Annotated in this window: 9 protein-coding genes and 1 tRNA gene; 6 read left to right on the top strand and 4 right to left on the bottom strand. The window is 42.5% G+C overall.

Annotation, left to right across the window (positions count from 1 at the left end; all coding sequences use genetic code 11):
- Positions 1-286 precede the first annotated feature (286 nt).
- From ACPK8D_RS03605 to ACPK8D_RS03585, 5 genes are all read left to right on the top strand, one after another.
- A complete protein-coding gene (locus ACPK8D_RS03605; RefSeq protein WP_424716479.1) occupies positions 287-856 on the top strand; it encodes a hypothetical protein in 570 nt (189 codons plus the stop codon).
- Positions 857-1,654: 798 nt separating this feature from the next.
- Positions 1,655-1,726 (top strand) — tRNA-Cys (locus tag ACPK8D_RS03600).
- Positions 1,727-1,821: 95 nt separating this feature from the next.
- Entirely contained in the window at positions 1,822-2,271 is a 450-nt protein-coding gene (locus ACPK8D_RS03595) for a nucleotidyltransferase family protein (RefSeq protein ID WP_424716478.1), read from the top strand.
- Complete coding sequence (locus tag ACPK8D_RS03590) at positions 2,271-2,621, top strand: DUF86 domain-containing protein (protein WP_424716477.1); 351 nt, start codon at positions 2,271-2,273, stop codon at positions 2,619-2,621. The genes ACPK8D_RS03595 and ACPK8D_RS03590 overlap by 1 nt, the downstream gene beginning before the upstream one ends.
- 360 nt (positions 2,622-2,981) lie before the next feature.
- Positions 2,982-3,722, top strand: coding sequence for a hypothetical protein (locus ACPK8D_RS03585; protein ID WP_424716476.1), 741 nt, complete (start codon positions 2,982-2,984; stop codon positions 3,720-3,722).
- A gap of 375 nt (positions 3,723-4,097) precedes the next feature.
- Here ACPK8D_RS03585 and hcp read toward each other — a convergent pair whose 3' ends face one another.
- Positions 4,098-5,726, bottom strand: coding sequence for a hydroxylamine reductase (gene hcp, locus ACPK8D_RS03580; protein WP_424716639.1), 1,629 nt, complete (start codon positions 5,724-5,726; stop codon positions 4,098-4,100).
- Between the two features lie 349 nt (positions 5,727-6,075).
- Positions 6,076-8,655 carry a DUF3656 domain-containing U32 family peptidase gene (locus ACPK8D_RS03575; protein ID WP_424716475.1) on the bottom strand — a complete coding sequence of 860 codons (2,580 nt, stop codon included), beginning with the start codon at positions 8,653-8,655 and terminating at the stop codon, positions 6,076-6,078.
- A 1,032-nt stretch (positions 8,656-9,687) separates the two neighbouring features.
- On the opposite strand from ACPK8D_RS03575, the gene ACPK8D_RS03570 reads away from it, so the two are divergent.
- Positions 9,688-11,160: an MATE family efflux transporter gene (locus tag ACPK8D_RS03570; RefSeq protein ID WP_424716474.1), complete on the top strand. Its 1,473-nt coding sequence runs from the start codon at positions 9,688-9,690 to the stop codon at positions 11,158-11,160.
- 175 nt (positions 11,161-11,335) lie between these two features.
- Here the strand turns inward: ACPK8D_RS03570 and ACPK8D_RS03565 are convergent, their stop codons facing one another.
- Both ACPK8D_RS03565 and ACPK8D_RS03560 read right to left on the bottom strand, forming a co-directional pair.
- Positions 11,336-11,950: a sarcinarray family MAST domain-containing protein gene (locus tag ACPK8D_RS03565; RefSeq protein WP_424716473.1), complete on the bottom strand. Its 615-nt coding sequence runs from the start codon at positions 11,948-11,950 to the stop codon at positions 11,336-11,338.
- Positions 11,947-14,203: DUF7286 family protein (locus tag ACPK8D_RS03560; protein ID WP_424716472.1), on the bottom strand; the 2,257-nt coding region annotated here is incomplete at its 5' end. The genes ACPK8D_RS03565 and ACPK8D_RS03560, both read right to left, overlap by 4 nt.

Here is a 14,203-nt window from a genome sequence, read left to right as displayed (position 1 = left end):
ATATATACTAGTATTTATCTAGATATATTTGAAATTAATAAATATTTTTTGAAAAAAGGTTTATCTCATTTCAGTATATATCTAGATATATCTGGGAAAACAAGCTAGATGATTGGAAACTGGCCATGATACTCTGAGCAAAGATTTCATATACATAAAATTTCCGATAGGTACGAACAAAATAAATCAGGATGACGTTTGTTACGAACTGGATAGAGAAACAGATACGCTGACGATAAGCTCGGAAGGAAACTTATATAACTTTCCTAAAGAACGAGCTCCTGATATGATCAACCAATTCGGTTTAGAAACGATCATTATTCTAAAAGTATTGGCAAAATCTTTCTCCATTTTATTGTTCTCTCTACTAATTTTAGAAATGGTTTCAGAAGAGAATGACTTGCTTTTATCGACACCATTGCTCTTTGCAAGCATGATATTTTTCATTGTTGCCTCATATCTAGATGAAATCGAGAATTACTGCAATATTTCCAGATGTAAAAAATGCTGTCGGGAATTTGCCTACGAGGAAATTAAAAAACCTCTTATCAGAATTGTAAGTACTTACGACAAATATGAAAAAACAATAACAAGCTACATGAGGTGCAAGTATTGCAATGATGAAGATATCAAGATCGAAGTTGATCAGAGGAATTCAAAATCCAAAACAAAGAAAATTAATAAAAATAGAAAAAACTGCAAGGGATGCGGAAAAAAGCTTGCTTTAGTAGAATACAGATACCCCGATGTCTATCTTGAATACCCCAATGCTTTTAGAACAATCAGACACTATAAATGCACATATTGCGGGTATATGGAAATAAGCATAAAATACGACTACCTCGCCACAAGCTGAATACAAAAAGTCAGAATGCTCCTGAAAGCCATGAAAGGGATCACTAGAGTTTGTTATAAGGGCCCCCACCCAAAAAATAAAAATAAAGTTATGAATCTTTACCAAAAATTAGTCCTCTTGAGCGAAGCGAAAAGGACTCCGTCCTCCCGAGACGGGACTCGGGCGAGAAACTTATGGAAGCGGTTGTTAAGGGTTTGTTAGAAGGTGCGGTTGCCGAAAAAACAGAATTGGATAAGCCTATTCCCTTACAGGCAGCGGTTATTCAACTGAAATAAACTAATTTTACTTTCAATTTTTCAGCTCCATAATAAGAATTAGTTAAAGTGGGCTATTGCCTAAAAATAAAAATAGTGTAGTAAAATCCCAAAAAACCATATTCACCATCTAGAACCTGTTTTTCCACCGAGCGCAAGCTCGGGCCAGTCCGAAAAAGCGCAAAAACAAAATGAAAGGCTTTCTACAAATAGATCTCAGTGAGTTTTCCATTTTAAAAAGATAGGCTTCGGAATTGACTGACCAAAAACACAGAAAAAATAGATTACATAAATAAATTACGTAAATTATATTAACTATGAATAGCTTTTGAATAGCTTTTGAATAGCTTATGAATAGCTTATGAATAGCTTAATGCTTAGAAATTAAGTACGTAAATTATTTGCTGACCTTTTTTGCCTTTTTGCTTGAGGAGACTTCTATCTACCATTTCCTGAAGATCCCGATTTGCTGTTGGCTGGCTAACGTCATCCTGTCAATCTAAAAATTTATATACCCTGAACACTGTATTAGAATATACAGACTGCCAAGGTGGCGGAGCGGTCACGCAATCGCCAGCAGAGCGATTCAGTCCTGGTTCAAATCCGGACCTTGGCTTCTTTAAATTTTTAAATAACTCTCCCTCCTTCGGAATAATCCTTAATTTTCTATCGGTTAATATATTGTTTAACTTTTCTATTTTTTTAGTCCTCTTGAGTGAGCGAAGCGAGCGAAAAGGACAGCGTACTCCCGAGGCGCAATTCGGGCGAGGCGCAATTCGGGCGAGGCGCAATTCGGGTGCCGAAGCGAAACTCGGGCGGCGACTCGGGCGGGATAGCTTTAAATTAAAAAAAACAGGATATATCAACATGCAAACTGTGGAAGAAAGGGAAGAGCTGTTTCGCAAAATTTCCTCTTTTCTTAAAAATTACGGGGCAACTAAAGTATCTGTTTTTGGATCTTATGCCAGGGGAGAAGAGAGACCTGAAAGTGATATCGATGTTCTGGTTGAGTTTGCTGAACGGAAAAGCCTGCTGACTCTGGTGAATATCGAACTGGAACTTTCGGATTATCTGGGGAAAAAAGTTGATCTTTTAACTGAAAAATCAATAAGTCCGTATTTAATAGACGGAATTAAAAAAGAAGCCAGAGTGATTTCTTAATGAAAAAGGATGACAGAGTATATCTCAGCCACATCATCCAATCTGTCTCCTTGATTGAAAAATACACAGAAAATCTCACCGAAGAAGAGTTTCTCTCAAATAGTCTCGTTCAGGATGGAACAATCAGGCAAATTCAAATAATCGGCGAAGCTACTAAAAATATATCAAAACCCCTGAGAGAGCGATACCCCCAGGTCAACTGGAGAGGAATTGCAGGAATGAGAGATAAATTGATTCATAATTATTTCGGTGTGGATCTTGGTGCTGTATGGGACACCATAAAAAAGGATATTCCTGCTCTTAAAAAAGTAATCGTGGAAATTATCCAGTATCTTAATGAACAAGTTTAATCTTTTTAGCTTATTATTAGGAAAATCTAGCAGCTAAAAACAAGATTAAGTTATGAAATTCTGTCCAAAACTCGTCCTCTTGAGCGCAGATCAGTATTTTATTTTATAAATTAGTCCGCTTAAGAAAATATTACATTTACTTGCCCATAAATCAGCCCTCTTGAGTTCACTTGAGTATCTCTATTTATAAATTAGCCCTCTTGAGCGAACGAAGTGAGCGAAAAGGGCAGCGTACTCCCGAGGCGCAATTCGGGGCGTACTGCAGAGCCGCAACTCTGCTGGAAAAACATTTATTATACCCTGAGATATATAAAAAATAACCACAAATAACAGCTAATCCAATAAACAGGCCGCTGATCTATGGCAAAAGACAAACGCATAAGGTTTCCATCAGGTTCGTATCAGGCTGACTATGAAGGTGTCAGCTACAGAATAGATCCTGAAAATGATATCGTGGAAATGACCCAGAGGCTGAATCCCAGGTATAGCCCTGAGAGCAGGGAAGAGGCTGTTAATCTGGCAAATAAGCTTGGAGCAGAAAAGATTCAAAAAAGAGCCGGCTTATTCTCAAAACTGCTTCTCCTTTCAATACTTTTATACCTATTTTTGATGCTTTTCCCTGCTGTTTTCTCCGCAAAATCCGAAGGCTTTCTATCGGCCGGAAGATTTCTAACAATTGTGTCAGAAGTCGCTTTTCTCTATATGTTTGGTTATTACAGGGCCGCAGTGAGATATTATATGGACTCGCACTGTGAAAAATGCGGGAAGCATTTCGTTTTTGAGGAATTTCAGGTTCCTCTCGTAAAAGAAGAAAGCAAAATCGATGCCTATACAAAAACCTTAACACAATACTGGCATTGCAGAAACTGCGGGCATGAAGATATAAAAGTCGAACCTCAATCCATTGATCATCATCACGAGAAAAAACACGACGATTTAAAAGAAGACACCTGCGAAGAGTGCGGGAAAGAGCATGCACTGGAAGAATACAGGAACATCGACGTATTAAATTACACTCTCAGAAAGAAAATCAGGTACTTTAAATGCAAAAATTGCGGCTATCATGAGATCAGACTAAACAAAAGATTCAGAATTGTTTAATAGTTTAGAGCATCTCAGCAATTTAATACAGTATATTGAGCACAGCAACAGGATAACAACAAGCCGCTCTAAAAGCGTTATGAGGAAGGGCTGTACCGCAAGCGTTGCGCCGCTTGACCACGCCGTTACCAGGGGTTTTTCGATCAAACCTTTTTTGAAAAGGTTTGCGTTGCGCCGCTTGACCACGCCGTTACCAGAGGGTTTTCGATCAAAACTTTTTTAAAAGGTTTGCGTTGCGCCGCTTGACCACGCCGGATAGGGCTTGGGGATTATAAGTATTTCTCATTCACAGACGTTCACCGTTTTCGATCAAACCTTTTTTGAAAAGGTTTGCGATCAAGCCTTTTTTGAAAAGGCTTGCGCAATTCGGGAGCTTCAGGCTTGTTTCAGAAGCACTTTCATATCCTCTTCGACGGTTGTATTAGGCCTGAGATTGAAGTTTTCAACCAGCACTTTAACAACGTTGGGTGAGAGGAAAGCCGGGAGCGTCGGGCCAAGAGTGATATTCTTTATGCCGAGGCTCAGGAGGGCGAGCAGTACAAGTACGGCTTTTTGCTCGTACCAGGCTATATTGTAGGAGACAGGCAGGTCGTTTATGTCCTCAAGCCCGAAAGCCTCTGCAAGTTTCTGGGCTATTATTACAAGTGAGTAAGAGTCGTTGCACTGTCCGGCATCGATTACTCTCGGGATTCCTCCGATCTCGCCAAGGTCAAGTTTATTATAGCGGTATTTGGCGCAGCCTGCGGTCAGGATCACGGTATCCTCAGGAAGAGCTTTTGCGAAATCGGTGTAATATGATCTTTCCCTGTGCCTGCCGTCACAGCCTGCCATAACCATGAATCTGCTGATCTTTCCGGTTTTTACAGCGTCTACAATCTTATCCGCAACCGAGAGAGCTGCCTCGTGTGCAAAGCCTGCGGTTATAGTTCCGCTTTCGATCTGTTCCGGAGACTTGCTCGTTTTTGCCTGCTCGATAAGAGGGGAAAAATCCTTTGTGCCGTCTTCTCTTTCGTATATATGGGTAAGTCCTTCAAATCCAACGATGCCGGTGGTATAAATCCGGTTTTTGTACGACTCTCTTGGCGGGATTATGCAGTTTGTAGTCATGAGGATCGGGCCGTTGAACTTCTCGAATTCCTCATTCTGTTTCCACCAGGCATTCCCGTAATTGCCTGCGAAGTTATCGTACTTCTTGAAGGCAGGATAGGTGTTTGCAGGCAGCATCTCCCCATGCGTATAAACATCAATTCCTGTGCCCTTTGTCTGCTCAAGTAGCTGTTCCAGATCCCGAAGGTCATGCCCGCTGATAAGGATTCCCGGCCTGTCCCTCACGCCGATATTAACGGCTGTCGGCTCAGGGTTTCCATAGGTTTCGGTATTTGCTTTATCGAGCAGGGCAAGGACAGATACGCCTTTTTGCCCGCACTCCATAACCAGGCCAAGAAGAGCTTCTACCCCAAGGCTGTCGTCCGTGGTAGAAACCAGCCCCTTTTCTATAAATTCGTAGATCCCTTCATCCTTATATCCCAGGAGATAGGCATGGTGAGCATAGGCAGCCATCCCTTTCAAGCCATAGGTCAGAAGTTCCCGGAGAGACCTGATATCCTCGTCCTGAGTAGAATGGACCGCAACATCAAGGCTTTCTATATTTTCCGGAGTAACCGTAGCCACGACAGGCAGGTTTTTTTCTGCAGCTAAAGTTTCGGGCGGCAGTTTTCCCTTAATATCGTCTCTGAGCTTAAACCCTTTAATTATAAGAGACTCAATTTCCTGCCTGTCGAAATTGGTGTTCGTAAGGGTTGCAAAGAAGCCATCAAGCACAAACCTGTCTGTTGCTTCTTCATTAAGACCCTCAGCCCTTGCTTTCAGGTTATAGAAGGAAATGCTTTTAAGTACATAGATCAGCCTGTCCTGGAGGTCTGCAACTTCCCCTTTTTTGCCACATACCCCATTTTTCGTACAGCCCTTTACATTAAGCGTTTCCTGACACTGGTTACAAAACATTTTATTAACCTCACTCCTGTTTATCAGGATATTTCCTGTTTCCTTAATTTCGAAATTTTCGCTGTTTTTAAGCATTTTAAATGCCTGACAATAGTTATCTTACAGATAGTATCGTTTTGATACCGGTATGTTTATTATACTATGGAATAGACGATACCAACTAATATATAGGGGACAGTTTCGAAGTGGGTACCGGAAAAATAGCTACTTAACAGCAGCCTGAACCCACGGGACTTGAAGAAAATAGACGCGAAAACTCAGCCGCACAGAGCATGCCGAATTTTCAGCCTTACCGGGTAAACAGGATCGAGGTTTCGACGAGTCAGGAATGGAGGGCCTGAACCCTCGCTCAGACTCCCTTAAAATAATGCCCTGTCGTATACTCAACCTCTCTTGCAGGTTTCAGCCTGGCTTCTTTTTCTGCAAGCGCTTCTTTATAAGCCTCTGTGATCTCTATTATCTCAGCATCCGTGTTAAGTGAAAGGTCGAGCTTAATAACGTCCACTCCATATTCTTTCAGGTTTTTAACATATTTCAGCATGTCAAGCACTTTTGAGTTATAAATCAGGGTCCGGGTTCCCGTGCGCTTTACCGGAAATTCCGAGCCTCCCTGGTCAACGAGAAGCACTTCACTGTCTATCCTTGCGATCTTCCTGTCAATGAGGGGCTTTAAAAGATCATTTTCCGTAATAAGCAGCAGTTCTCTGCCGTAAACGAAAATTTCTGTCTGGCCTGTCTCCCCGCAGGCTTGGAGCGTTTCGCAGACATTTTTTATTTCGCTCAGGTTCAGTTCACTTGAGAGCATTACCCTGCAGGCTCCTGCCTGATAGAAAGTGCTTGCCGTAAAAGCGTTAAAGATATTGAACTCTTTTCCTGCAACAAATGGTATGGAAAGCTCTTTTGCAAGCTGTGCAGCCCCGAGGTCGGAACAGGCTATACTGAAACCTGCATCTCTTACTTTTTCCAGCAGGGGTTTTAATTCATTCAGTTCGCTGTCATGGTTTATCAGGGGGACCCTGAAAACGAGTTCGACTCTTTCTGCTTCCAGATCATCAAGCTTTTCTGCATTCTCAGGCGCTGTCAGCTCTTCAAATTTTGAAACCGGAACATATATTATATCTGCTCCGGCACATGCTGCCTTAAGTAGTGAAGAAATCCTGCTCACTTCAACGCTCAGGAGAAGCTTCTTTGAACCCGTACTCCTGCTTGCACTGCTTACTTTCCTGTTTCTGCCCTCTTTATCGCAGCTCTCTTTGTCTGCGCTTTCAGAATTGCACAGGTAATTGTAATCTGCAAGATCCGGATGCTTTTGTTCTTTCTGATCTGCACTGAGGATTTTTTCCAGCAAAAGGTCTGCAGCTTTTCTCCTTGTGTTCTTCAGTACGCCGACCGGGATGAAAATATTTTCATCAGCTTCGATTTCGATAGAGACGGCTTCAAAAGGAGTGTCACCAAGGCTTTCCATTGCTTTCCTTATCTGCTCGACCGTGGTTGGGGCTTTCTCGGCTTCCTGGACGACGTAATCGTCCGAAAATTCCACAATAGAAGCCTTCTCTCCGGCCTCTGTGGCCTCTCTGATCTTTCCGCTTTCTTCTCCAATTACAACTGTAAATCGATCCCCTTTCCTGGCTCTTACTCTCAGGCTCACAGGAAGCGTTTTAAGTTTTGTTTTCTGGAAGGCATCGAGGAGCTGTGTATCTGTTGTGAGGTAAAGTTCATCACCTCTCTGGACTGCTCTTCCGGTCTTCGAGCTGATTTCAAGCGCTATTTTTTCACCTTTTTTTGCACTTTTCATATGCTCGCCTGAAATCGTAGTTATGCCTGTAACTGCCGAGCCAAGCATCCTCTCCCGCGTGAAAATGCTTATACCGTCTTTTACCTGGATATCTTCATTCAGCCGAACCGTTAGTTTCGTGTTCCCTTTTGAACGGGAAATATCAAGCACCTTTCCAAGGAACGCCCCATAGTTTGAGCTGTATTTGGGATGGGATACGCCTTTTTCCCCAAGTATGAAACCTCTCGTAAAGCCCCTGTAAAAGAGTTTTGCAAGTTCAGCTTCTCTTGATTCCAGTTCCTCTTTTGTCGGATTCTCGCCTGGCTTGCAGATGCCTTCAACTGCGGCTTTATAGGCAGCAGCACTCGCAGTAACGTACTCGGGCTTTTTCATCCGGCCTTCAATTTTAAGGCTTACTACCCCTGTTTTTACTATCTCATCAAGCCCTGTAAGTGTGGAAAGTTCGGCGCAGCTTATGGGATAGCTGCCTCCGACATGCCGTTCGTCAATTTCCCTGCCATTTACCACAAATATGTACCTGCGCCGGCAGGGCTGGGCACAGGCTCCCCGGTTTGCACTCCTGTCGTGAAGAAAACTGCTGAAAAGGCATTTGCCTGAATAGGAATAGCAAAGGGCTCCATGCACGAAAACCTCAATTTCCGCGTTTGAGTGATCCACAATATCCTTTACCTCAGCTGCAGTGAGTTCCCTTGAAACTATGACCCTTTTTGCTCCCAGGTCTGCTACAAAATCCACTCCTCTTTTATTGTGAATCGTCATCTGAGTACTTGCATGAAGTTCCAGATCCGAATAGGTTTCCCTTAAAAGTTTGAGAAGCCCCAGATCCTGCAGAATAATTGCATCGATTCCGGCTGCATATGCACGATCCACTATCTCAAGCGCATGTTGCAACTCTTTTTGCTTGATAGGGATGTTGAGGGCCAGGTAAACACGAACCCCATGTGAGTGGGCCAGTTTCACGGCTGCGTCAAGGTCCTCGATAGTGAAATTCTTTGCACCCTGGCGGGCATTGAATTCCCCGACTCCGAGATAGACAGCGTCAGCTCCTCCTCGAATTCCAGCAAGCAGGGCTTCTTGGTCGCCCACGGGAGCCAGAATTTCAGGTGGAGTACAGGTAAAATTTACAGTAGACATTTTAGATCAGGTTGTTCTTTCCAATAGCTGGAAGGTTTTTGTAATTATAAAGAAAGGGCTAATAAACGATTTACCTGAGAAGCTTAGTAGCATACTACAGGTAATAAGTATAGGCAACAATTACAGGTAACAGGTATAGGTAATAAGTATAGATAGTAAGTTCAGATAGTGTATTCAGATAGTAAGTTCAGTTTAAAACGTAAAGGTGCTTCTCGCATAAAAAATGGATGGTAAGCCCGGAACTTTTTCATATCAGGGAGAGCTTTTTCAGCCTGGAATCTTAAACTTAATCAGACCTGCCTGCGAATTCAATGGTTTATTTCAGAGCTATTTCAGAGTTTTTTTCACGACTGAACATATTTTTCATGTTTCTAGTTTTAATGCCATTATAGCAGAGTTTGCCAAAAGGGGGTGAATTTGCTTACTTAAATGCTTTTTAAGATTTCAGGCTAAATAACCCGCTAAAACAAAAAAGAGTGACAATGTATATATATACATAAATAAATCTTAGTACATAAAATTAGCTGTGACCAGATAACTATCTGGCATAGATTTTACCTGCTTTGTTGCAAGCCCCACAGGATTCTTGATTTCGTTTGAATCCTCTGTTACGCTCTCTAATAAACGATGAAGTTTCGTAAAACGAATGAGTGCTGCAGGGATGCAGCACAAAGTACCCACAGATTATATGCAGGTATCAGTTCGGCATAAACACGCTGATTAATTCTGTAACAGGGCAGCTATACTTGAATTTGCATATTTTCTGAAGCTTCATCCAGGATGAAACATGAGTTCATTTAAAATATTTGAAAGGATTGAATCTTATTACTTCGATTCCTCAAGAATATATAAAATTATAAGAAACTACCAATCTCTACAGAACTATAATACCACCTGCCTATATACCACCTGCCTATATACCACCTGGCTCACTTTGAACAGGTTCTTCCACCCGGCAACAGCAAAAGTAGTTCCGGAGCTCCAAAACCAGGCCTCTGAAAAAACGGCTTTGCAGCGTTTGGAGGGTCTGGGATGGTAAGTGACGAAGAAATGAGGTCCGGGAACATAGTGAATCTCTTCTTGAAATTTGCATTCCCGACCGTCGTGGGAGTCATCATTGCTGGAATTCAGGGGATAATTGACGGCTTTTTCATAGGAAACGCTATTGGGAGCCAGGGGCTTGCAGCAGTCACCCTTGCCTATCCTGCGTATATGGCTATAATCGCCATTGGAGTGATTCTCGGGATCGGCGCATCCAGCCTTACGGCCCTGCAACTTGGGAAGGGAAATCTCAACGGAGCCCTGGATATAGTACACAATGTTTTTTCCCTGTGTCTTCTTACAGGAGCGGTTTTTACTGTAATTGGGCTGGTTTTTTGCGAAACCTCGATCAGCCTCCTTGGTGCCAGTGGGCCTGCCCTTGCTTTTGCCCGCGAGTACTTAAGGGTCATTTTCATGGGTTCGGTCTTTATGATCCTGACAATTGCCCTTGATCCGCTGGTCAGGAACGATGGAAGACCCAGGCTCTGTATGAATATCATGATTGCAGGAGTAGTTGTGAATCTTGTGCTTGACTACGTTTTTATCATGCGTATGGGCATGGGAGTGTCAGGTGCCGCCTTTGCCACAATAATTTCCTTTGCTCTCCCGGCAGTGCTGCTCATGCATTATCTTTTTGGCAGTCAGGCAAAATTAAGACTCCGGCTTAAAGCCATGAAATTCAAACTCGGGACTGTGCTCCAGATCCTTAGAGCCGGCCTTCCGTCTTTCGTGATGCAGATTTCACTGGCTTTCGTGCTCTTCGCGCACAATTACATGCTGCTAAGGTACGGTTCCGAGCTTGCGGTCTCAGCTTACGGCATTATAGGATATGTCTTTTCAGTTTTCTATATGCTTTTCGAAGGAATAGCCCTGGGAGTGCAGCCGATTATAGGCTTCAATTACGGAGCTGGCTACTACGAAAGGGTTTCAAAAACCCTGAAGCTGACAATGCTTTCATGCATCCTCATAGGAGCTTTCGGATTTGTGTTAATCTACCTCTTTCCGGAGAGATTGGTGCAGATCTTCAGCCAGGATGACTCCGAACTTCTGGAAGTTACGCTGCGAGGAATGGATATATTCATGTTCTCTTTGCTCGTTGAGGGTACCGTGCTTCTCACTGCTATCTATTACCAGTCAATAAACCGGGTCAGGGCAGCACTTTTCATCTACCTGGGAAAGATCTTTGTTTTCCTCCTTCCTCTGCTCTTTATCCTGCCGGTTTTCTTCGGCCTGGATGGAGTCTGGTCGGCCTCTCCGGTTACGGAATATATTATGATGCTGGTAGCCCTTGTTATGCTTTCGAAGGAATTCAAGTTCCTGAAACATAATACAATGGCCAAAAACAAACACTCAGCCGGTACAAAACAGGCACTGACGGTAGTCAGAAACAGCGGAAAAGCGGAAGTTGAGGAGAATTCCAGGTTTGTTACTTTGAGGCCTGCTGAAAAAAGAGAGATTTCGTGAAATACTCCTCCTTGAAATCCCGCTTTTAGGGCTTTAAAAAGGGGCAAGAAAACCCCCTTCATTCCGCTGTAAAGACTTTTTTATATCACACGGGATGTCAGTTCGTACTACTGTAGTTTGCCCTTTTTCTATAAAAATGCCAATCTATCCCGTAAATATTTTTATTCCCAGCAGTTTAATGACGAGATAATCTGAAGAATACAAACGCAAGCGCCACAATTGCAGTTAATAAACTGAAAGCTGGTGCAGATGCCGCCGGGGCAGAGGAATTTTCTGAGGCTGGCTGCCCAGAAATAAGTTGATTTTCTGAAACTTGAGCTTCGCCTTCGTAGTATTCGTTGGAGATATAAGGGTATGCAACTGTGAATTCTCCTTTTACAGCAGGCTCATCTTCCCCCTCTTCGTGTATTTGGTACCAGAAGTTTACGGGCATAGACCAATCTGCCCATCCTTCAGTAGGTCTCAAAATCCATTCAAAATTATATACTCCTCGATCTAAAGATTCAAAGTGCTTCTTTTCAGCAAATTTAGAAGGACCTTCAATAACCTCATAAGGGGATTCAGATCCAATACTGTCAACTTCAATAAATAGTCTTGATGTTTGATTTAATGTCATAGTAATTTTGATCTTGAAAGGTTCACCAATTTTCAGAACTGGTTTCGCTACTTCGTCTCCAGGTAGTATCTTATCATTATAATATACATCTATAGAACCGTAGGGAGAAGATGCTGAAACAGTATCAACAAGCGATAATAATAGCAACCCTAAAATTATAACTCCCGCTTTCATTTGCTTCCTCCAGATCTTGACAAAAGATATTCATATCCTATTGATTCTTCAGTACTTTTTCCTATTTTATCCCCAACACCCTTTGGACCTGGTCCTACTATTGAAGTGGCGTATCCACTAAATTTAAAAGCTATAGGTGTGTTTTCACCAAGATATTTATCGTTATGAACAATTGCGTCATCTTGTCTAACATACCTCTGTCCTTTGTGTCCAAAATAAGGTTTGGGAATAACTTCATTATCGTTATCGATAATAGTAAATTCTTTATACTCTACCATTACATCATATGTCCAGACATTTATCGTAAAAATCCAGTGAGGTGGCAATACCGGCAGCCCACAGGGAATAGCTGCCATCGTCCTATCAAGCCTTTTTGAAATTCTATTTTGTACCTCTCCCGAATAGATGCCAACAGTTTCATTTGCCAAACTTTTTAGTTCGCTATCAACTCTCCAGAAACCGGTATCAAGAGCTTGACCTTTATTTACGGTAACTGTACAGATCCCATTTGCAACGCCAATTCTGGTATCAGTATCTACTCTATTCAAAGTAGCGTCAAGTTCATCAGATCCTACTGGTGGGTTTGAACTTCGGATTTCATACCTTATAATAACAGAGAGTTCAACTGCGAGCTCATCAGTAGTCGACCTTTGGATTATCTGGTCGTCAGAAAGGCTGCGAAGGTAATTTGTTGTAAGTTCCCGAACTCTATCTTCTCTAATCCAATCTGAAACGATAGGGTTTGAATTCACCTCGTTGACTACATTTTCAGTTATCTGAAACCTCATTTCCTGCGCATATGTATGTTTCAAGTTAGATACCTCATTATTCAAACGAGTAGTATCCACGGAGACATTCTGTTCGCTCAGATTCTGCTCAAGCAAAAAGATCTCTGCGTTCAGGTTGGAAATGCTCTGGCTGATTTGCTGGGAAGTTTCGGTTTTTACGTATTCGTTGCTTGAGGCAATAGCACCTGCTATTTCCTCGGAGATGCCGGTCGTGAAAACGCAGGTGTTCCGGACGCCAAGGGGATAAATCGTTTTTCCGCTCATGTCATCAGTCCATTTATACTCTTCCCGAAGATCAAAATCAGGATCGTGATAAAGATAGTTCGGCTTCTGATCAACGATCAAAGTCAGGTTTTCTGTCCAGTTGTATTTGCTCTCAGGCTGGCCGGTAACGGTCATTGTAGAGATTATGCCCATATCTTCACCGAGTGCTGAAGCAGCCCTTTCAACTGCCGGATTATTAAAAAGAGTCATCGGTCCTGAACTAACGCTGTCAAATGAACTTGTATCAAGGCCTTTTTCCTCAAGGGCCTTCAGAATGTAGGAATTGAGGTCAGAATCAAGTTTACGGTTTTTCCTGTCAACATCTTCTATCAGCCTGTTGTAAGCCTCGTTTTTTGCAATGTATCGGGCCGAATCACTTGACGTATACATTTTTCCTGACGGTGTGAGGTACTGCTCCTTGTTTACGTAAGCTTCCCGGTCTTTTTCCAGTTCCAGAATGAGTTTATCAGCAGTTTCTATCTGCAGATCTGTTGGGTCCTGGCCCGGAGAATCAATAAGAGAATAGTTGAAGGCTGGATTGTCCTTTTCTACCGTATAGAGCATTGCCAGGACTTCTTCTGCCATAATTCTGTGCAGCCAGGGTGGGATATCACAACTGACAGCGTGTTTACCCAGATATTTCCCGTCAGGATAAGCCCAGAACGTGCTTTCGATTGCCCTTAAATCCACATACGCATTTCTGTATTTGTCGGCAGCATCAGAACAGCATGGGTCGAACCTTTCGCCTTTATTTGTGCCATTGGTTATACTGCTTGAATTATCTATGCTGCCTGTACTGTCCGAACTGTTTAAACCATTTGTACTGCCTGTATTGTCCAGGTAAAAAGTTGTTTCCCTGTACTCCCGTTCGACAGGATTGGAATAAGTTGACAGCCCGACATACCCGCCTGCGGGAGGCCGCTTGTGATAAATTATTGTCAGCTTTTCGGTTTCAGTTTCGGTATGGGAAAGCGATTTAATACTGGTTTTACTTACAGTTTCAGAGCTTGAGCCGCTTGATGTATCGGAATGTGTTACAGTAGTATAATTTCCGTCAGGCAGTTGCTCCCTGGTTTTCCATCTGTAGGTATAATCGTAACTGTAATCAATTTTCCATTTTGTCGTTATTTTATAGTAGATATCGTACCTGATTCGCCAGTCGAAAACATGGTCTTCCCGGTTCAGGTAGCCTTCGCTCCGG

The sequence above is a fragment of the Methanosarcina sp. genome (assembly GCF_049706645.1).
Taxonomy (GTDB): domain Archaea; phylum Halobacteriota; class Methanosarcinia; order Methanosarcinales; family Methanosarcinaceae; genus Methanosarcina.
The sequence above is the reverse complement of the archived record's forward strand: the minus strand, read 5'-3'. Positions and strand labels throughout refer to the sequence as shown.